We start from the raw sequence: 20,794 nt of genomic DNA on the forward strand, positions 1-20,794 counted from the left end.
CCTTCGGGACAGAATTTATAGTTTAATTATTGTCCTGCCTTATTCCTGTCCTGTTAGTACTTTACATAAAATGTTTTCTTCTCGAGGTACTGCTCAAAGCCGTACTTGCCATCTTCACCGCCGCTTCCGCTCAGCTTGTAGCCATTGTGGAATCCTTGGTGCTGCTCGCCGTGACCACGGTTGACGTAGATCTCGCCAAATTCCAGCTCATCGTTACATCTCAGAATTTTCTGCATGTCTTTGGTAAAGACCATAGCAGCCAGTCCGTATTCGCAGTCGTTGGCATAACCGATTACTTCTTCAAATTCCTTGAACTTGATCACCGGCAGAATCGGACCAAATGATTCCTCATGTACGATGGTCATCTCCTGTGACACATTTGTCAATACAGTTGGCTCGAACCAGAAACCTTTCTCAAACATTTTACCTTCCGGCACCTTGCCACCGTGAGCGATCACGGCACCTTCTTCAATACTTTTCGCTACCAGCTTTTTCATGTTGTTCAGCTCTGAAGCGTTGACTTTCGGTCCCATATCCGAGTCGATGTCCATTGGGTCACCTACTTTCAGCCCTTTGACTTTCGTCATGAATTTCTCCATGAACACGTCATAGATAGCCTCATGCACATACATACGCTCGTTGCAGGTACATACCTGACCGCAGTTGTCGAAACGGGAATGGAAAGCGCCTTCTACAGCCTGATCGATGTCGGCATCTTCAAAGACAATACAGGGTGCCTTTCCGCCCAACTCCAGCTGAACGTGTGTCAGGTTGGTGGCAGCTGCCCTGAATATCTGCTGACCTGCCGGTGTACTGCCGGTCATGGTCACCATCTTCGTGATCGGGTTTTCTACCAATGCATTACCCAATACTCTTCCTGAACCCGTCACGATATTCAGAAGCCCTTTCGGTAATCCTACTTTCTGCGCAATGTTGCCCAGCTCCAAGGTAGCCAATGGTGTTTCCTGCGTAGGTTTCACCACGATACTGTTACCTGCCACCAATGCCGGACCGATCTTTCTGCCAGCCAGCGCCAATGGGAAATTCCAAGCCGTGATGGCGACCACTACCCCTTTTGGGATCTTATGAATCCAAATATGCTCATTCGGATTGTCCGAAGGCATGATGTCTCCTTCAATATGTCTTGCCCAATCACAAGCATATTCGATAAAAGTGGCAGTCACTTCCACTTCAATCTCTGCCAGCGAAAGTAATTTTCCTTGCTCACGTACCAGCAGCTTGGACAGGTACGGCTTGTTTGCTCTAATTTCAGCTGCAAAAGCACGCATCAGTTCTGCACGCTTACGGGCAGGTACTTTTTTCCATTGTTGCTGTGCTTCTTGTGCAGCTTCCAATGCTTTTTGTGCATCAGCTTCCAGTCCCATTTGCGTATAGCCCACTACAGACTCATCAGACGGGCTGATCACAGCCGCTTGCTCTCCGGAAGTGGCGTTAGTCCACTCCCCATTTATAAACAGTTGATATTCTTTTGCTTCGATTGTCATGATTGTTATCGGATTTTCAGGTTACAAGAAATTATCTGCCCATCCAGCCACCGTCTACCAGCATGATGGAACCATGCATGTAATCGGCTGCCTTGGATGCCAGAAAAACAGTTGGTCCTGCAAAATCCTGCGGCTCACCCCAACGACCTGCCGGAATTCTGCTCAGGATAGAAGATGCTCTTTCAGGATCGTTACGCAATGCTTCTGTATTGTCTGTGCTGATATAGCCCGGTGCAATCGCATTAACATTCACACCTTTGGAAGCCCACTCATTGGCAAATGCCATTGTCAGCTGACCTACTGCACCTTTACTTGCCGCATAGCCCGGTACTGTAATACCTCCTGGAAAGTTAGCAGGGAAGCCGTGAAGATGACCTTGCCGCTTCTTCTTTCCATCATTTCTTTACCGATCTCCCTTGTCAGGATAAACTGTGCATTCTGGTTTACTTCCACCACTTTATCCCACATTTCATCCGGATGCTCAGCTGCCGGTGTTCTCAGGATGGTTCCCGCATTGTTTACCAGAATATCAATCACCGGAAACTCTGCCTTTACTGTTGAAATAAAACCGTAGAGTGCTTTTCTGTCCGAGAAGTCGCAAGCGTAACCCTTGAAGTTTCTACCCAATGCTGTCACCTCTTTTTCCACTTCACTGCCTGAAGTTTCCAAAGTAGCACTTACCCCGATAATGTCTGCGCCAGCACCTGCCAAGGCTACTGCCATTGCTTTACCGATTCCTCTCTTGCAACCTGTCACCAAAGCAACTTTGCCTTTCAGGCTAAACTGATTTAATATATCTTTCATGTCTATGCTTCTTTTTAAATTTGATGGTTGTTTTAGTTCTGACAATCAATCAGGTATTTCATACCTGCCGGATTATTGTCGATCGTTTCAAATACCGACTGAATATTGGAAAGCGTATCGACTTGCGTGATCAGCTGCTCGAATGGAACGGCACCTGAAGCGGCAATACTGATGGCTTCCTCATAATCCTCTTCTTCGTAAAGTCTTGCGCCCAGCAGCTCGATCTCTGCCCAGAAAAACTTGAACAGGTCAACCGGCTTTTTCTCTCCGCCATGAATAGCTACCATCACGATTCTGCCTCTTACATTGACTACCTCTGTCATGGTTGCTGCGCCCGGCGCCGAGCCGGATACCTCAAAGGCACAATCGATCATAGCATCGCCAGTCAGTTCAGCAATGCGCTCAAGCAGGTTTTCCTTAACGGGGTTAATCGTACTGAAACCCAACTCATTCAGCATCGCAAGCCTGTTCTCATTTACTTCAGAGATATAGACATGCGCGCCTTTCTCTCTCAATACATAAGCGATCAGCGTTCCGATTGGTCCACCGCCAATCACCAGGCAATGCTCACCTGCTTTCACTCTTCCGATCTTCACGTCGTGGCAAGCCACTGCCAAAGGCTCGATAAAGGCACCGTGCATCAGCGAAAGGTTTTCAGGCAGCTTGTGCAAAGTATAGGCAGGTACTGTCCAGCTGTTCTGGAATGCACCGGCACTGTCAATACCGATAAACTTCAGGTTTTTACCCACGTGGTTGAAACCTTTATCATACGGATGAGGCGCTCCGAATTTCAACGGCCTTACGGCTACCTTGTCGCCCACTTTTACGTTGGTCACGCCCGGTCCTACTTCCGCCACTACTGCCGAAGCCTCGTGCCCAACTGTCTGCGGAGGTTTTACCCTTGTATCCATCACACCGTGGTAGATGTGCACATCCGTACCGCAGACGCCACAGTAGGCTACTTCCAATCTTACTTCTCCTTCTGCCGGCTTCACTACGTCACATGTGCCGATCTCAAATTTTTGATTTCCTGTATAAAATGCTGCTTTCATTATTGGAGCGATTTAATTTTTTACTGATGCGAATTCAATGTTATCCTGCTTGTTATCCGATTCCTGCAATACGAGTTTCAGCTGGTCCCCTTTCAGTCCGTCACTGCTTACCGATACATCTACCTGCCCTTCTTTGCTTCGGATGGATTGCAATACCAGCAAAGCCCTTCCCTGATGGGTTACCAGCTCATTGGTTCTGTGAAGCTGTACATTTTCCAATGCCCCATTGTCCACGCCCAACAGGCGAACTCCTTCAGGCAGGTTAAAAGTCACTTTTCTTTCTGTATGGCTCACTGGGTTTCCGGCTGCATCCACAAGCTGTGCTACGACATGTGCTACATCATAGCCGTCAGTCTTAAGGTGTGTACGGTCTGCCACCAATGTCACCCCTACCGGATTGCCTGCTGTATTCAGGTAAGTCACTTGTGTTTCACCATCCTTGGTGCCGACTGCTTTCAGCTCTCCAGTCTCGAAAGCCACACCCCACTTGTAGATATGGTCCTCAAACTCATCCAATGTTCTTTTACCCAAGCTTCTGTCGTTGAGGAACAGCTCGATCTCATCGCAGTTAGAGTAGATCTCCACGCTGATCATCTGTCCTTCAGGGTAATTCCAGTGATTGTTGACCTTATGCCAATTCCAAAGCGCCTGTTTCCATGCATCCGGTTTTTTGGCAACTAATTTCCCTGTGGCAGGATCTATTTTGTTGATGGATTTTTCCAATTGCTGTGTAGCGATAAACGTATGTGGCTTATCCGTCCACAGTGTCTTGATCATATGGTAAGAAGGGTTAGGGAAACCCGCAAAATCAACCATGCCTGAGCCGCTACCCTTTTGTGGCCACGGACCACGGATTTCACCCATATAATGGATACCTGTCCAGAAGAAAGTACCCGCAATAAATGGTCTTTCCATAATGGCTTTCCACTCATGGTACTGCGCCAAATTTTCGGTACCCATGATCACCTTGTCTGGGTATAGTTCATGTCCGTAATCATACAGCACACGACGGTAGCTATAACCCACAATGTCCAGTGATTTGCCGTAGTCAGTCAAGTGGCTTGCTGATGGCAGGATACAGTTGGCGATCACTGGTCTTGTGGTATCCATTTCCTTGGTCCATTTCACCAGCTTGCTCGCTGTTGTTCCGATATCGTATTTGCCTTTCGGCAAGGTTTCCAATTGCTTTTTGATTTGCTCCGGCGAGAATGGCGGTTCTGACCAGAAATAGTTGCCGCTCCAGTTCATGTTGTTGAAGAAGCCTGTAGCCGCCTGTGCTCTAGGGTATGTCCACTCAATCTCATTACCGATACTCCATTGAAAAATGGAAGGGTGGTTGCGGTGTGCGAGTACTGTATTTTTCAGATCCTGCTCTGCCCATTCCTGAAACTGCAGGGCATAGCCCTCTGTTACATATTCCTGTTTTCTCTCTTTCTGATTCCAGCGTTTGTCTTTAGGGTTGTCCCACTCATCAAAGAATTCATCCTGCACCAAAAAGCCCATTTCATCACAAAGGTCAAGGAACTCCTGAGAACCTGGGTTGTGAGAAATTCTAATCGCGTTACAGCCGCCGTCTTTCAACAGTTGCAGCCTTCTTCTCCAAACGCCTTTTGGCACTGCCGTTCCAACGAGTCCAGCATCATGGTGAAGACACACGCCCTTGATCTTGCGGTTCTGTCCATTAAGGAAAAACCCTGAATCCGGATCAAAGCGAATCTCACGAACGCCAAATTTTGTCAGCACTTCCTCCAGTTGCTTTCCTTCATTCAGGATAGTTGTGCGTGCCGTGTACATATAAGGACTCTCAATGTCCCAAAGTCTTGGCTTTTTCACGGCTACCTGCACATCAAATGTGTTTTCCGAAGCTGCCGAAAGCTGCTGCTTCTCTTCTGTTTCGGATACTACCTGACCTTGTGCGTCCAGTATTTCCGTTTTCAGCGTAAAAGTTTGTCCGGCCTTATATTGATTTGACACCGTAGTGGCTACCTGAACCATTGCCTGCTCCTCAGAAATTTCAGGGGTTGTTACAAAAGTGCCCCAAACCGGCACATGAAGTTTGTCTGTCACGACCAGTTCCACATTTCGATAGATGCCCGCTCCGGTATACCAACGGCTGTCCGCATAGCGTGTATGGTCTACTTTTACAGCCAATATGTTTTCTTTTCCATCCTTATTCAGGTAAGGCGTCATGTCAAACTGAAACGGCACGTAGCCATAAGGACGTCCGCCAAGTTTCTGTCCGTTCAGGAATACTTCTGAGTGGTTGTATACACCGTCAAAGACGATAAATGCTTTCTGATGATCTTCTAAATTGAGGTTAAAATGTTTTCTGTACCAACCGATGCCTCCTCCATAAATATAACCTGTGGCAGGTGCAGTGTTAGCGTTGGCAGTGTCATAAGGGTGTTCAATGACCCAATCATGTGGCAGATTAAGGCTTTCCCATTGCTGATCATCGAAACTGATTGCAACAGGAGATTGAGCCAAATCCTGTTCCGTCAGCTTAAATTTCCAGTCAAAATTAAAGTCATTGACTCTCTGCATTGGCTCAGTTTGCTTACTGCAGCTAACGATTAGAAATATTGCAATCAGATAAAAAATTCTCTTCATCTCTCTCTTTGGCTAATTATTACGCTTTTAAAAATCCCTTATGATTTCCCCACACAACAGAATCTCCTGATGGATACTGCAACCAAATTACCCCCCTGAACATTAGGTGTAATGGTATTTTTCATTGAAAAAAAGGGGGGGAATCTGTATTTCAGTTAGTACAGGCAGAACCAATAAAACTTACCCCTATCTCTTATAACTGTATAGTGTACATTTTATATAAAAGCAGTAGAACCTACCTTAAAGAGGTGAGCATAAAAACATTTCTCACGATTTGGATTTGCTTTAAATAGCGAAAGGCTATTTGAAGAAAAGAACCTACGCATCAAAAAATTGGGCACCGCTCTGAGGTAAGGCAACTATCTTGGTCGGCTCTTTTCAGTTGGAAAATGTGATCATAAGGACCCGAGAAGTTGCAAGGATATTCTCAATAACTTACTTCTCGGGTGCTTTGCAACAATTATTGTAAAGTCACCTTAATTTTCAGTCACGACCTTTCCGATGGCTTTCCAAATGTGCGTGCGCTGCGCCTGCTTCTTCCAATAAAAATGGTGCTCATTAACGATTGGCTTTAAATGTCCGGCTTCCACAATTTTGGCGATAAAACCGTCATCCATTACCACCTGATCAGTGAGAAACTGCGTTTCAATGAACTGAGGAAATTGATGCTGACTGTAACAAAAAGAACGTTAAGTTTACAGCTCAAGTCCTTGGAGGAAGACAATCTGATCAGAAGGACGGTTTAGCATAAAAAGCCGCCGTTAAAAGTGGTGTACAATTTGACTGAACTGGGCAGTAGCTTATTCCGATCGTTCAGTCCATTGCGGATTGGGGAGATTTTGTGGTGGCGAAATAGACTTGGTACAGCAAACAACCGCAAAAAACAAGATCGTTTTTACCTTGAAATATTTTAAACCTCACAAGAGGTATTTTTCAAATCACCTTTTTTCAACTTATGAAAGCTGTTTTAGAAAAAATTCATGTTCCGGAGAAACAATCCCTGATTGCCTACCATTATGAGAAACCATCTTTTGAGACGCCTTGGCATTTCCATCCGGAACATGAGCTAACCTATATTAAGAAAAGCAGCGGCATCCGATATGTGGGGAACAGTATGGCTGCTTTTGAAGAGGGTGACTTGGTACTGATTGCCAGTCAGCTTCCTCATTGCTGGAAGAATGATGAACACTACCAAAGCACTTCCAAGGCACTTGTCATACAATGGCATACACAACTTTTTCATGATATTCCAGAGCTGCAGGCAATCCATCGGCTACTGAAATTGGCACAAAGAGGGATCAGCTTTTCTGCTGTCAGTGCCGCCTTGGTGGATAAGATGGAAGAAGTCATAGAGGCTCCTCCTCTCAACAAATACCTGCTGCTGCATGAGATTCTTGATGAACTTGCCAACAGAACTGACTACCAGTTATTGGCGGGTGACTCCTATGTGTATGACCATTCTCCTGAAACCTCCAACCGGATCATGAAAGTGCAGCAATTCGTTCAGCAGCATTACAAGCAGAAAATCATGCTGACGGACATTGCCCATGAATTGCATATGAGTGAGCAGTCTTTCTCAAGGTTCTTTAGCAAGGTGATGCAGCGCTCATTTTTTATCTACCTGAATGAGTACCGGATCAATATTGCGAGCCGGATGCTACTGGAAACCGATAGGCAAGTGGCTGAAATCGGATTTGAATGTGGCTATGAGAGTTTGCCATTCTTTTATAAACAGTTCAAGAAATTCAAGCATTGCTCTCCACTTGTTTTCCGGAAAATGTTTAGCAAAGCACAGCATTAATAGAAATTGAATTTAATCATCTATTCCACTACATTTTTGATCAAAATTATAATACGAAATACAGAATAGATTACTTTTTAGCCAAAATAAAGGAAGATTACGACCCTTCAGTAGCGCAATTTTGCATGAATACCCAACCAAAATTGGGCAAGATCATCTCGTAACTGAAACACACAACATGCGCTATGGAGCTGGAAGTCGTAAATATAGAAGCACTGACAGAGGATTGTAAGGCTTTTTATTTTGCTGTGCCTAAAGGGAAAATCCCGTTCAAGGCTGGGCAATTCCTCACCTTTGTCCTGAAAATCAACCAAGAAGAAATCAGAAGGTCTTACTCTATCTGCACCGCAGAAGAAACCGATCCTTTTATAGGAGTGGCAGTCAAAAGAGTAAAAGGAGGGCTAGTCTCCAACTACCTGAATGACCACATCAACATTGGAGACAAGCTAAAAATAGAGGCTCCCGCCGGTCAGTTTGTCTACGAGCCAGACAAGGAAGTGACGCCTGAAGTACTGCTTATTGCCGGTGGCAGTGGCATTACCCCTATGCTTTCCATTATCAAAACTGCCCTTTACCAGCACCCGACCAAGCGGCTGTCCCTTTTATATGTCAACCGTTCTGAAGCTGATATCATCTTCTATAAGGCTCTGAAGCAGTTAGAGCATCAGTTCCCTGACCGCTTGAAAATTGTGCATTACCTGAATGAAGCGCATAAAGGAAGTGTCATCGTAGAAAAGAAACTCTTTGGACTTTTCAACAGCAAGTCGTTCAACAAAGATGGGTTTATCACCACTGCAAAAGCCCAAGAAATCATCACCAGTTTCTCACTTTCCAATCAGACGCCTGTGTACCTGTGTGGTCCAATCGGATTGATGAATATCATGGAGGAAAGCCTCCAACACATGGGATTTCAGCAGCTCCGTAAAGAACATTTTGTATCCAACCTTACGCCTTCCAATGTCAAAGTCCCCTCCAATGCAATTGGAAAGGCGACTATAACCGTGCGCCTGAATGGTAAAAAGCAACAGTTTGACGTCTTGAAAGGGCAATCCATTCTTGAAGGGGCTGTCTTATCGGGCATCGACTTGCCGCATTCCTGCAAGCAGGGCAACTGTACTGCCTGCTACGGAGTCTGTACTTCCGGCGATGTAGCCATGATCACGGACGAAGCACTGACAGATGAAGAGTTGGCAGAAGGCGGCATCCTTGCCTGTGTTGGTTACCCAACCACCAAAAAAGTAAGTATCAAACTATAAAACGATTATCAAGATGGTAAACCCTCAAGACTATATACAGGAAGCCCCGTGGGCAAAAGTTGACATGCCTCGAAACGAATTCAGGCAGTTTATGCAGAAAAACAACCTTTATGGTATCCTCAATACCTTGTTGTGGATCATCTCCCTATTCGGGACGGGGTATTTGGCTTATTTATCTTTAGACTCCTATTGGGTGATTCCTGCCTTTTTCCTTTATGGCGTGATGTACTGTGCCTGTGATGCCCGTTGGCATGAAAGCTCCCACGGCACTGTTTTCAAAACTCCTTGGATGAACACCGCACTTTGTTTTATTGCTACCGCAATGCAACAAAGAGATATTATTTTTACAAACTGGTCCCATGTCAGGCATCATTCCTATACCATAATCAATGATATCGATCCTGAAATTACGGTCACCAGACCACCTACTTTTTGGGAACATTTCCTTAACTTTTTCAGTTTGGGCGAGTCCAAGTACTATATTCCTGTTTTGGTCAAACATGCTTTCGGAATCGTCAGCGAGGATGCCCGAAAATTTGTCCCTGAAGAAGAATATAACCGTATGTTCTGGTGGGCAAGAGCCAGCCTGCTGCTGAATCTTATCCCCATCATCGTGGCTGGTTTAACACAATCATGGCTTCCTTTGCTGTTTGTCGGACCGCTTCCGAAGATGTACGGCAATATTATCCAGCGTTCGTTTGTGCTTGCCCAACACGCAGGACTTGATGAGGACGTGTGGGATCACCGCAAAAACTCAAGAACCATTCTGGTTAACCCATTTTTCGGTTTTCTATTTATGAATATGCAATACCATGTGGAGCATCATATGTATCCACTGATGCCATTCCACCAGTTGCCTCGCTTTCATAGACGGGTACAGGACCAAATGCCGAAGCCATACAAAGGCATGATCGAGGTTTACCGCGAAATGATTCCTGCCCTGATCAAGCAAAGTAAAGACACCACTTATTTTATTGACCGTAAGGTACCGGGTGCAGAAGAACCCCAAAAGGTTGTCCGCATCAAGGAGATGGAAGCTTCAAGTGCCATGATCCCTATGGCTGCCAAAGGAGCGGAAACCGTTATGGCCAATCAGACAACTTCTGCTGTGCCTGAAGAATTGGAGTGGCATGCTGTGACTTCGGTAAAAGACCTTGCGTCCAATGATGTCATCAATGTCAAAATTGAAGGAACTGATTATGCCATTGTCCATACGGATAAGGGCGAATATTATAGCGTCAGCGGCATCTGTACCCATGAACATGCCTATATGGCTGATGGTGTAGTGGAAAGCTGTACCATTTCATGTCCGAAACACAACTCCAAATTTGATTTGAAGACCGGCAACGCACTGAACAGACCTGCTAAAAAAGCCTTGAAAACCTATCCGGTAAAAGTGGAAGATGGACAGGTTCTGATAGGATTGGCAGCCGAAACGATTAAGTCATAAAAACTAACAGCAAGAAGAATTAAGATGAGCATACAAGCAAAAGCCGCCATTGCAGATGGAAAAGGAGGGTTCGTCATCGACATCATAGAAGTAGGTGACCCAATGCCCGATGAAATTTTGGTCAAGGTAAAAGCTACAGGGCTTTGCCATACTGACCATGATTCCCTCTCATGGGGGAAACCCATTGTTTTAGGACATGAAGGAGCTGGCGTTGTCGAAAAAGTAGGAAAGGAAGTCCGTGATTTCAAAATCGGTGACAAAGTGATCCTGAATTGGGCAACTCCTTGTCTGCAATGTTTCCAATGTCAGGAAGGGAATCAGCATATCTGTGAACAAAATTCTCCTGTCACCGCCGGTGGTAATGGCTATACACCCGGACACGCCCACTTGGAAGGTACCAAATGGAAAGGTGAAACAATCGAACGGTCTTTTAATCTCGGCACCCTCTCAGAATATACCCTTGTCAAAGCATCTGCCTGTATCAAACTGGAAAGTGAAATGCCGTTCAGCTCTGCCAGCGTGATCAGTTGCGGTGTGATGACCGGCTATGGGTCTGTGGTCAATTCAGCTAAGCTTCAGGCAGGCAGCTCTGCAGTTGTACTCGGCACGGGTGGCGTCGGTTTGAATGTGATTCAAGGCGCCCGAATTGCCGGTGCTGCCATGATCATCGCCGTTGACATTAACCCTGATCGATTGGAAATGGCTACCCGATTTGGCGCCACCCATACCCTCTTGGCAGATCCGAATGACAAGGGATTGCTTAATACAGCTCGTGAGGTAAAAGAAATGACCAATGGCAGAGGGGCTGACTATGCTTTTGAGTGTACTGCCATTCCTGCGTTGGGAGCGGCTCCACTCGCCATGATCAGAAATGCGGGAACTGCGGTACAGGTAAGTGGGATTGAAGAAGAAATCACCATTGACATGCGCCTTTTTGAATGGGATAAAATCTATATCAACCCATTGTATGGAAAATGCAGACCACAGATTGACTTTCCCAAACTTGTATCACTGTATAATAAGGGTACACTGATGCTCGATGAAATGATCACCAATACCTATCCTCTGGAAGAACTTCAATTGGCATTGGAAGATATGCTGGCAGGAAAAAATGCAAAAGGCGTAATTTTATTGGAAGCATGAGCAATTCATCATTCAGAACAACAGAACGCTCCATGCCGAAGTTTGAAAGGGAAAACCTTCGGTTTATCACTGTTAAGTCCAGACATTTGCAAGGGCGTGGAGATATTTGCGTATTTGTACCCCAAGATGTAAAGGAAGAAAACTTGCCTATCGCAATCCTGCTGCATGGAGTTTATGGAAGTGCATGGGTCTGGTCTTTCTTGGGAGGCGCACACCTGACTGCCCAACAAATGATAGAGGAAGGACGCATCCGACCGATGGTACTTGCTATGCCTTCTGACGGACTTTGGGGTGACGGATCTGGATACCTGAAGCACCACAGCGGACAGGACTTTGAAAAATGGATCGTGGAAGATGTCGTACAAGCGGTCAGAGAGAATATTTCTTGTACCTCTTCCTCTTCGCCCCTTTTTATTGGAGGGCTTTCCATGGGAGGATTTGGTGCACTGAAATTAGGTTCCAAATACGGGCATTTGTTCAAAGGCATTTCTGCCCATAGCGCTATCACGGAAGTTGAACAAATGCAGCTGTTTGTAGAAGAGCCACTGGAAAATTACCGTCAACACGAGCGGTCTGACGAAGATGTCTTGACCAGCATACGCCAAAGTCCTCAATTGCCTGCGCTCCGATTTGATTGCGGCACGTCAGATGAACTGATTGACTTTAACAGGCACTTGCATAAGCAACTGATCGATCACAATATCGAACACCAATACGAGGAATTTGATGGCGGGCATCAATGGGAATATTGGCAGCTACACCTTCAGGATTCACTCTGCTTTTTTGATCGCCTGCTGCCTTAAAGCTTTGTCAACGATATTATTCATTCAAAATAAAAGGGGTAAGCTTGTTTAAGCTTACCCCTTTTATATATCCGCTAATTAACGTGAATGATGGTTTATAATGCCCTTAAATCGATGCCATTGCATGGCACGATGAAATGCTGACATATTTAGTCCCTTCGGGAGACATGCCCTGAAAGGGCTATATACAACAGCGATGGGATTTATTCCATCGTCTGAAAGCAAGTGTTTACAGGCATGCAAGGGCTAAATAGTGCGTTTCTAATTCATAACTCACGTTAAATAGAAGTTAAACTTGTTTTATCGACTTCGGCTACGCTCAGCCACCAATACTAGGTTCCTGAGCGTAGTCGAAGGAGATTTCTTTAGTATCCAATTCAAGGATCTATAATATAAAGTAATCAATTATCCAGTACGGGTGTTCTTTTCTCATCCATCCGTTTCATCGCGTTGACCTCATAAACGCGCTTCAGCTGCCAAAGCGGTCTTTCCAGTGTTCCTTCCCACTCAAAAAGCAGCTTATACATTTCCCTTACTTTGTCAGGGTACTCATATGCCAAATTATTGGACTCCGAAATATCCTCCGCTATATTATACAGTTCGGCAGGTCTGTCCGGAAAACGGAGCATTTTCCAGTCTCCCTGACGTACCACTCCCCTGTTTTCCTTCTTCCAAAACAATACTTCATGAGGCACCGAGTTGTTTTCACCTGTCAGATATGGAATAAGGTCGACACCGTCCAATCCTTGGATTTCAGCCGCATTTCCTCCAGCTGCATTGACAAAAGTTGGCAACATATCCAACATGCTAACAGGTTGCTGATACACTGTTCCTGCCTTGATCACTTTTGGCAATTTGACAATACACGGTACCCTGATTCCCCCTTCCAAATGGTTGGACTTGCAGCCACTCAAAGGATAGTTGCAGGTTAAGGTACCGTCGGGACCACCATTGTCGTTGGCAAAAACCACCAAGGTGTTTTCATCCAATCCTAGTTCCTTCAGCTTACCCAGAATCTGTCCACAAGCCCTGTCCATCGCAATGGTCATGGCTGCCAACATTTTCCGTTTGCCTGTCAGCCCCTTCACTTTTTCCAAATCTTCTTTTGTCGCGTGCAGTGGTGCATGTACAGCATTGAAAGAGACATACATAAAGAATGGCTTGTTCTTGTTTCTGTCCATAAAGTCACAGGCCTCGTCAGCTAGGGCATCGGTCAGGTACTTATCAGGCTCCTGAAAATTGCCGAATCCTCTTTCCATCCTATCTGCTGGTCTGTCAAATGCTTCCTTCTGCGAAAGTGGGAAAAAGCTTCTGGCTCCTCCTCTGAACCCATAAAATTCATCAAAACCTCTACCCAATGGGTGATACTTATCGGCATTGCCCATATGCCATTTCCCTAAAATGATAGATTGGTAACCCAGTGGTTCCAAATAGTCTGCAATGGTTTTCAGGTGAACAGGCAATCCCATTTCATCGCCTATCTTATTAGAAGAAGTACTCATATAGCCCGGCACATTGTTCTCCTCAAAACCAAACCTTTGCTGATACATTCCCGTCAGCAAACCAGCCCGTGAAGGACCGCATACCGCTGCGGTGGTATAGGCTTCCCGCATGATCATTCCCTCAGAAGCCAGCTTATCGAGGTGCGGGGTAGGAAAGGTCTTGCTTCCCTGAAAACCGAAATCATGGTAACCAGCATCGTCCGCAAAAAGAAGTATAATGTTGGTCTTTTTCTGTGCCAAAAGTTGTCCTGTGCAAAGCATATTGAGCAGGACCGTCAAGAAGAAAATAGGTCTAATTAAAAAATTATGTTTCATGCCAAATGTGTGTTTTAATGCAATCAATAATATCTTACTGCTCCGCCCATCCGTCTGATGTTCCTTTGAAATACCCGACTGTCCAGCCACTTCCTTTTTGTGCCATCCAGAATACATCTTCACGGTAAGGATCAGGCTTGAAGTCCGTAATCCTATCTTGCTGACCCAAATTCTTATTGACCTTGTGCCAAGTTTTGCCGCCATCCATTGACAGGTAAGCCCCTGCATTCAACTTAGCTTCAGGTGATTTGGCTCTGATTGGCAATGCTGCACTAACCGTGATAATTTTCGGATTGATTGGAGAGGTTTCCACTTGCCAGATATAAGGCATGTCAAAGATTTTCTCCCATGACTTGCCATTATTGCGGCTTCTCCAAACACCTCCACCTTGGTCGGTTGCCTGCTCATTGCCGCATGCGATCAGGATATCCTTTGTGTTGCGGTCGATAAACACATTGTTGACAAAGTCGATTTCTGAAGGAATCTTGACTTCCTCCCAATGACTTCCTTTATCCTTGGTCACAAACAATCCACCATTCTTGTCATTGACCGCTGCATACAGCATTTCAGAATGGTCAGGATGCATGGCAATCCTACGGATACTCGCATTCTTATGCAGCCCATTGTTGCTTAACTCCCAAGTGTAACCGCCATCCATTGAACGATAGAAACCATAGTCACCTTTAGTGTGTTTTTGTGCATTTGGACCTGCTACTTCTGAGATCATTTTACGGGTAGCACAGAAATACATATTGTCAGGATTGACAGGATCAATCAGCAGGGAGTTTTGTGCCGCCAGTCCCATCCACGGGCTATTTGCTGCCTCAAAGATGGTGGCGATATTTTCCCATGTTTTACCTCCGTCAGTGGATCTTCTCAGTTTACCTCTGTGCTCTTGTCTCCAAGACAGAAAATAGATGATATCAGGATTTTTGGGATGTACTGCCACAGTAGAAATCGAATGCGCTCCACCATGATTGTTCTGTCCTTCCAGTTGTTTTACTGCTACTGCTTTCTTGTCAGGATAGTTGCCAAGCGGAGCCGTTTGCCATAGTCCATGCTCTCCACTGCTTAGCAGATAACGGTCCTTGATACCCGTTTCCAGCAACATAAACCTGCCAGGAAGGTTACTGCCTCCACGACCTACCCAATGGTTGCTTCCTTTCTCTGTCTCGTTGTCATCGATCTGTTCCCAGCTTTTGCCATGATTGTCTGATGCCATCACCTGCTGATCCAAGCAGATGTACACACGACCGTCTGCACCAATTTCAAGAAAACGGTTGCCCCACATTTCCTCTGTCACATTGATTTCCGGTTGTAGGTGAGCAAAAGTGGTATTGGCGCCTATTGGGTTATTTCTGGATTGCCAGTATGCATTGTCTTTTCCTTCGATCCAATATTTACCTGCTCTTGCCGCAGCAATCCAAGTCTTGCCACCATCTGCCGTTTTCCATGCGCCACCCGGCAGGAAGGCTTTATCATGCTTGTTGTTTTGAGAAAGGTAAACCTCGTCCTTATTATTTGGATTTACCTGAATGCGATGAAAAATAGAGAATACCTCGTTTGGCAACTCAGGGTATTTAGCTTGAATGGTTTTTACATCTTCCTGAAACCAAAAAGCCAATGACTTCCAGTACTTGTCTTTCAATACTCGGCTACTGATCTGATTGAAATCCACCGCCAGATTACCCGTCATGCTTTGCCAGCTTTTGCCGTGGTCTGTACTTTTGAAAACCCCTCCTTTTACCTTGACCGTTTTGCCATCGCTTTCAAAAGCTGTTTGCTCCACCATATAAAGGATAAACTCCTTTGTGTTTTTATCGAAATAATAGTCCAGATCACGGGGGCGGTTGACAGGAAGTCCATCACTGCTAGGCTTCCATGACTTGCCACGGTTGGTGCTTCTGAAAACGCCTTGGTTGGTAATCGCCACTACCACTTTCCCATCGGTAGGGTCTACCACAATGCGCCCTATGTCCAAATCAGTATAATTACCTATGGTCAATTTTTCCCAGGTTCTTCCACCATCCATACTTCTGTAGATACCATCATTTTCCACATTGCTGGTCTGTCCGTTTTGGTGGCGGTGATTCTTCTTCACATTCCAAAAATCACCGGGAGCTGCAAACCAAACCTTATCGTCAGATGGATCTACGGCAAGCTCTGCAAACTTGCCTTTGAATTTTTTGATCTCTTTCCAACTTCTACCTGTGTCAATGGTACTGTACAGCTTTCCGTTACCGCATATTGCCATTCCAAATGACGGGTGCTGATACGAAAAAGTGAACTTCCGTACCCTAGCCAAATCAAGCCCGTCCCCGTTGACATCCTTGACGGTATGCCATGTTTTGCCAGCATCCCATGAGCCATAAGTGTTGTACATATCCGGAGACATCATGATAACATTCTTGTCTGTCGGGTGGCACCAAAACTCTTCACAGTAACCTGCCATGCCTGGACCTACTTGTCTCCAGTCAATCAAGTCTGTTGTTGCAACCTGCTCAGCTTGCAGTTTGGTGAAATATTCTTTATTCAGCTGTGCATTTGTCTCCACACAGAAAAGCAGTGACAATGCCAAAAAAGCAAATTTCTTCATGGTGTTTATCTCTATCAAAAAGTGTTGTCCGTTCAATGTTTCCTCATTTTATAGATCCGCTAATTGGAAGTTAAATCCGTTTTATCGGCTTCGACTTCGCTCAGCCACCAATACTAGCTTCCTAAACGTAGCCGAAGGAGATTTCTTTAGTCTTTAAGGATTTATAAAATGAGTCATTGCAAATGTAGGTTTAAAGAAGAAAACAGGGGGGAAAGGATTATGGCGAATAGGTGGCGTAAATTCTTATCAGGCGTAAATAAAAAAATACATACCACTTACTGATAGTTTCAGTGGTATGTATTAAGGAAAACGTCCCTATTTGTTTAGCCTTAGTTTATAATCGTGTGCACCTTCTGCAAAGTTGCTTCGGAAGATTTCAGTACCGTCAGCCTTCTTGCCCCACTCCACTTCTACACGACCATCGCCCAGTACAATATTCATCAGTTTCTCTTTCATTGCCATGGCGATATGCTCATACTTTTTATTGAAAGCCAAGTTATTCACCTCCCCCGGATCCTTGGATGTGTAATACAAGCCCGGATCCAGTTCCTCGTAAGAAGCATGCAATGCCCACTCCATATTTTGCCCTCTTTTCCTGTCCGGACGTGTTTGCATGGAGAACATAAAATCCTTGGTTCTGATATAGGCACGAGGTCCTGTTACCGCATGGCTTTCCCCCACTACATAATCCCTTACAGGTACTTCTTTAGCGGCAACCTTTGCCATGTCAAACCCATCCAGGTAATCAAATTTCTGATCATTCAGTTTGGCTCCTGCAGCTGACAGAATCGTAGGCGCTATATCCACAAACTCTGTAAAATCCTTTACCACCTTTCCTGCCGGAAATGCTTTCTTGTCTGAAGACACCACAATGATCGGGTTGTGGTTGTCAATATCCCAAGGAGTGAATTTAGATACTGCACCATGATCATTCAGTTTCCAGCCATGATCACCACATACATAGACAATCATCCACTCTTGCTTGTTCTTCTCGCTGTATTCGATAAAGGCATCTACCGTCTGACCAATCAGCTGATCGCCATAAGCACAGAAAGCGAAATAGTCCTGTACCATTGCCTGTTTCTCAGCATCTGTAAAATTGTCGGATTCCGATACCAATACTGCCTTTTTAAGTTGAGCTGGCATCTTGTTTAACTCCTTTCTATCAAACTCAGGCACTTTGTAAGTATGCTTTCTGAAACGCGCTCTGAAATCTGCGGGAGGAAGCACTGGCGTATGAGGAAAATCAAAACCAATGTGACAGAAAAGTGGCTTAGACCTGTCAATTCCATCAAATGTACGGCTGCCAATGGTAATTTGCTTTTCCTCGTTATTTACATAATCTGTAAAGATAGAAGCATAGTAACCGTCCCTTGTCTTGCCTGCAGGCTGAGCGCTTACACCTGACAAGATTCCTGTGTTGAACGGAGATTGTGGTCCCTTCTTCTTGTTATAATGCGCCAACAAATCATATTTTTCATAAATACTTTTTGCCGAACCTGCATACTCAGGTTTCAGTTGTTCCAATTCTTTGGACTTGTACTCAAACTTACCGTCAGGCGTCACAAAGAATTCCACGTTTTTTAATGGCTTGTCCAGTTTTTCACCATCAAATTCATGGAACCAGTCCTTGCCCCAGTCTGTCAAGCCATCCAATCTTAATTGCTTGAAATCAATATCCGTTTGGTAAATGTCGTAAGGCTTGGCTTTTCCATTCTCCACGGTCTTGATTCTCATACCAAGCTTACCAATATGCAAAGTCTGGTATCCCAAGTCCGCCATATGTTCAGGCAAGGTAGGCTGGCTGTGTTCCGCATTGTTGTTGTAGTACTCAAACTCATACACACCCGAGCGGAAAGGATAACGTCCCATATGCATGGAAGTACGGGAAGGTGCACAACCTGCTGCCTGACAATAGGTATTGATAAAAGTGGTCCCCATGCTCGCAAGTCTGTCCACGTTAGGAGATTCCACGTAACCAAGCGCACTTGAGTCCCGACCATGTAGCATCTTGTTGAAAGCACCAATTGTATCATAGCGTTGATCATCTGTCAGGAGCCAAAGCACATTCGGCTGCTGTTGGGCTATCCCTTTATGGCAAAGCATCAGGAACGAAGCCATGATCAATGACAGTATCGAAAGTTTTTTCATCTGATTTTTATTAAAGTGTACCCCTCCAACCCCTGATTATTGAATTAAAAAAATCGGCTATACCCTTATGGATATAGCCGATTGAAATTTATAATGGAATAGCCATTACAAAGGTCTTACGTTTTTCTTCACTACTTTGAAATCATCAAAGTACATCACACCAACTCCTTTGAATCTCATCTGAATAAACATGATTTCTGTTCTTTCAGCTTTCCACTCTTTCTCTACTGTTACCCATTCACCTCTAGGCATACCATCAATTCCTGTCCAACGTTGCTGGTTACCTCCCGGTCTCATAAACCAAGGACCAAAGTGGTTCGGACCTCCATCTGCGAAAGCAGGATTGTTAGGATCAATCCAAATCTTGAAAGTCAGGATATAAGTTTCACCAGCTACCCAATCTACCGGATGGTTACCACTGTTTGCAATTACCCAATCATCGCTAACTCCTGTCAGTTTCAAACTGGTTGTGCCTGAAGCTGCCTGCTCTGTAGAGTATTCTACAATACCTGTATTATCTGTCTTGTCAGGTTCACTTCCTTCCAGCCAGCCGGGTGCTTCAAAATCGTAAACTGCTTTATCAAACATATTGGCATCGTACTTCACCACCACCTTGTCAGCAAATGCTTTTGACTTTCTTGTATCTGTTGATTTCAGACCACCCGCATAAGATACCGTAATGACATCATCGCTGTAAATGGTTTCAGCCAATTTCAGGTCAATAATTGTGGCATCATCCTTATTCAAGCTTACTGACTGTATTGCGACAGATGCGCCGTTCAGTGTTGCTGTAAACAGGTCTTTCGCATCAGGCGTCACCTCGTTAAACTCACCATTATACGCCACGTGAATAGTTTGGTCTTCTTGCTCCATAAGCTCACCGAACAATTCAAATGGCTTGGTTGATGGGATTACTTTCACAACAGCTGGCATTCTGTAACGGGTAGCTGCTGCAGGGATATTCTGTGCCGTTCTTCTGGCTGTCAGGAATACTCTTGATGAACCCAGTTTCTTATAAGTGATTGTTACCTCTTTCTGGTCTGAAGTAATACCAGCCGCTTCCCAAGTTCTTGAGTCAGGCTCACCTTGTGTAGTAAGGTCTAAGAAGGTCAGTGTCTCACCTGCTTCCACTCTTATGGTATCTGCCTCATTGGTATGGTCTATCACTGTACCTTTCGCATCCTTTACTTGCATCTCTACAGCAATGGTGTCATACACTTTTACCAAGAACTCCTTCTCCATTACCCAACGCCCATTTTCATAAACAGCTGGTATGGTGTCGATACCTCTGAATGACACTGAGTCTGGAAAAGTATTGTAAAGTGTCACCGAGAATACTGAGTCTCTACCATCTGCTGTTTTTGGTGTTGGCTCTGTAAACAATACATGGATCGTATTTTCAGATGATTTCACTCCACCATTCTCCACAATAAATTGAGTGTAGGTACTGTCATGACGAGTTATGGTACCAGACAGGAATTTACCACTTTCCGGAATTGTCCAAGAGTGTTCAAGTGTACCCTGAGACAAATCTGAGAATGAAATATATTTGTCTACTGCAACCCTCATGGTATCCAGGTTGTACTGAAGCATACTTGTATACCAACCTACATCAGAAAACTGATTCGGTTCTTCCAGTTCTTCCTCACAAGCTGTCAGGAACAGCGCGAACAGAAGAGCCAATAAGATATATTTATTTTTCATCGGAATGATATTTTAAATCTGTTTGTATCCTCTTAATCATTGATGTACTAAACTTAGTAACAGGTGTTATTAAAATAAGTCCATACCACCTGCCCTAATTTT

Annotated in this window: 14 protein-coding genes and 1 pseudogene; 6 read left to right on the forward strand and 9 right to left on the reverse strand. The window is 44.8% G+C overall.

The features are described from left to right. Positions 1–53: 53 nt before the first annotated feature. The 5 genes and pseudogenes from aldA to V6R21_RS00740 form a co-directional block, all read right to left on the reverse strand. Positions 54–1,505: an aldehyde dehydrogenase gene (gene aldA / locus V6R21_RS00720; RefSeq protein ID WP_334239963.1), complete on the reverse strand. Its 1,452-nt coding sequence runs from the start codon at positions 1,503–1,505 to the stop codon at positions 54–56. 31 nt (positions 1,506–1,536) lie between these two features. Next, positions 1,537–2,300, reverse strand: a pseudogene (locus tag V6R21_RS00725) (SDR family NAD(P)-dependent oxidoreductase). A gap of 41 nt (positions 2,301–2,341) precedes the next feature. Beyond that, complete coding sequence (locus V6R21_RS00730; RefSeq protein WP_334239965.1) at positions 2,342–3,361, reverse strand: zinc-dependent alcohol dehydrogenase; 1,020 nt, start codon at positions 3,359–3,361, stop codon at positions 2,342–2,344. A 12-nt stretch (positions 3,362–3,373) separates the two neighbouring features. Next, complete coding sequence (locus V6R21_RS00735) at positions 3,374–5,971, reverse strand: sugar-binding domain-containing protein (protein WP_334239966.1); 2,598 nt, start codon at positions 5,969–5,971, stop codon at positions 3,374–3,376. A 476-nt stretch (positions 5,972–6,447) separates the two neighbouring features. Further along, complete coding sequence (locus V6R21_RS00740; RefSeq protein ID WP_334240121.1) at positions 6,448–6,588, reverse strand: hypothetical protein; 141 nt, start codon at positions 6,586–6,588, stop codon at positions 6,448–6,450. Here V6R21_RS00740 and V6R21_RS00745 point away from each other — a divergent pair. From V6R21_RS00745 to V6R21_RS00770, 6 genes are all read left to right on the forward strand, one after another. Then, complete coding sequence (locus tag V6R21_RS00745) at positions 6,547–6,717, forward strand: winged helix-turn-helix transcriptional regulator (RefSeq protein WP_334239968.1); 171 nt, start codon at positions 6,547–6,549, stop codon at positions 6,715–6,717. The genes V6R21_RS00740 and V6R21_RS00745 overlap by 42 nt on opposite strands. 209 nt (positions 6,718–6,926) lie before the next feature. Next, the gene (locus V6R21_RS00750) at positions 6,927–7,772 is read left to right on the forward strand and encodes an AraC family transcriptional regulator (protein WP_334239970.1); all 846 of its coding nucleotides are present in this window, start codon (positions 6,927–6,929) and stop codon (positions 7,770–7,772) included. A 185-nt stretch (positions 7,773–7,957) separates the two neighbouring features. Beyond that, positions 7,958–9,028 (forward strand): ferredoxin--NADP reductase, encoded by a 1,071-nt coding sequence (locus V6R21_RS00755; RefSeq protein WP_334239972.1) that lies wholly within the window; start codon positions 7,958–7,960, stop codon positions 9,026–9,028. 13 nt (positions 9,029–9,041) lie between these two features. Beyond that, positions 9,042–10,478 carry a fatty acid desaturase gene (locus V6R21_RS00760; RefSeq protein WP_334239975.1) on the forward strand — a complete coding sequence of 479 codons (1,437 nt, stop codon included), beginning with the start codon at positions 9,042–9,044 and terminating at the stop codon, positions 10,476–10,478. A 24-nt stretch (positions 10,479–10,502) separates the two neighbouring features. Next, positions 10,503–11,621, forward strand: a complete 1,119-nt coding sequence (locus tag V6R21_RS00765; protein WP_334239977.1) for a Zn-dependent alcohol dehydrogenase — start codon at positions 10,503–10,505, stop codon at positions 11,619–11,621. Then, positions 11,618–12,424, forward strand: coding sequence for an alpha/beta hydrolase (locus tag V6R21_RS00770; protein WP_334239979.1), 807 nt, complete (start codon positions 11,618–11,620; stop codon positions 12,422–12,424). The genes V6R21_RS00765 and V6R21_RS00770 overlap by 4 nt, the downstream gene beginning before the upstream one ends. A gap of 401 nt (positions 12,425–12,825) precedes the next feature. Here the strand turns inward: V6R21_RS00770 and V6R21_RS00775 are convergent, their stop codons facing one another. The 4 genes from V6R21_RS00775 to V6R21_RS00790 all read right to left on the reverse strand — a co-directional run bounded on the left by V6R21_RS00775 (position 12,826) and on the right by V6R21_RS00790 (position 20,692). Next, positions 12,826–14,241 (reverse strand): sulfatase, encoded by a 1,416-nt coding sequence (locus V6R21_RS00775; RefSeq protein WP_334239981.1) that lies wholly within the window; start codon positions 14,239–14,241, stop codon positions 12,826–12,828. Between the two features lie 34 nt (positions 14,242–14,275). Next, positions 14,276–16,837 carry a VPS10 domain-containing protein gene (locus V6R21_RS00780; protein ID WP_334239983.1) on the reverse strand — a complete coding sequence of 854 codons (2,562 nt, stop codon included), beginning with the start codon at positions 16,835–16,837 and terminating at the stop codon, positions 14,276–14,278. Between the two features lie 315 nt (positions 16,838–17,152). Next, entirely contained in the window at positions 17,153–18,988 is a 1,836-nt protein-coding gene (locus V6R21_RS00785) for a sulfatase-like hydrolase/transferase (RefSeq protein WP_334239985.1), read from the reverse strand. 105 nt (positions 18,989–19,093) lie between these two features. Then, positions 19,094–20,692, reverse strand: coding sequence for a hypothetical protein (locus V6R21_RS00790; RefSeq protein WP_334239987.1), 1,599 nt, complete (start codon positions 20,690–20,692; stop codon positions 19,094–19,096). Between the last annotated feature and the right edge of the window lie 102 nt (positions 20,693–20,794).

The organism is Limibacter armeniacum (genome assembly GCF_036880985.1).
GTDB lineage: Bacteria > Bacteroidota > Bacteroidia > Cytophagales > Flammeovirgaceae > Limibacter > Limibacter armeniacum.

Excerpts from the sequence above, each read along its gene's own strand:
- aldA (WP_334239963.1), bottom strand. The coding sequence starts at position 1,505 with ATGACAATCGAAGCAAAAGAATATCAACTGTTTATAAATGGGGAGTGG.
- V6R21_RS00730 (WP_334239965.1), bottom strand. The coding sequence starts at position 3,361 with ATGAAAGCAGCATTTTATACAGGAAATCAAAAATTTGAGATCGGCACA.
- V6R21_RS00735 (WP_334239966.1), bottom strand. The coding sequence starts at position 5,971 with ATGAAGAGAATTTTTTATCTGATTGCAATATTTCTAATCGTTAGCTGC.
- V6R21_RS00745 (WP_334239968.1), top strand. The coding sequence starts at position 6,547 with ATGTCCGGCTTCCACAATTTTGGCGATAAAACCGTCATCCATTACCAC.
- V6R21_RS00740 (WP_334240121.1), bottom strand. The coding sequence starts at position 6,588 with ATGGATGACGGTTTTATCGCCAAAATTGTGGAAGCCGGACATTTAAAG.
- V6R21_RS00750 (WP_334239970.1), top strand. The coding sequence starts at position 6,927 with ATGAAAGCTGTTTTAGAAAAAATTCATGTTCCGGAGAAACAATCCCTG.
- V6R21_RS00755 (WP_334239972.1), top strand. The coding sequence starts at position 7,958 with ATGGAGCTGGAAGTCGTAAATATAGAAGCACTGACAGAGGATTGTAAG.
- V6R21_RS00760 (WP_334239975.1), top strand. The coding sequence starts at position 9,042 with ATGGTAAACCCTCAAGACTATATACAGGAAGCCCCGTGGGCAAAAGTT.
- V6R21_RS00765 (WP_334239977.1), top strand. The coding sequence starts at position 10,503 with ATGAGCATACAAGCAAAAGCCGCCATTGCAGATGGAAAAGGAGGGTTC.
- V6R21_RS00770 (WP_334239979.1), top strand. The coding sequence starts at position 11,618 with ATGAGCAATTCATCATTCAGAACAACAGAACGCTCCATGCCGAAGTTT.
- V6R21_RS00775 (WP_334239981.1), bottom strand. The coding sequence starts at position 14,241 with ATGAAACATAATTTTTTAATTAGACCTATTTTCTTCTTGACGGTCCTG.
- V6R21_RS00780 (WP_334239983.1), bottom strand. The coding sequence starts at position 16,837 with ATGAAGAAATTTGCTTTTTTGGCATTGTCACTGCTTTTCTGTGTGGAG.
- V6R21_RS00785 (WP_334239985.1), bottom strand. The coding sequence starts at position 18,988 with ATGAAAAAACTTTCGATACTGTCATTGATCATGGCTTCGTTCCTGATG.
- V6R21_RS00790 (WP_334239987.1), bottom strand. The coding sequence starts at position 20,692 with ATGAAAAATAAATATATCTTATTGGCTCTTCTGTTCGCGCTGTTCCTG.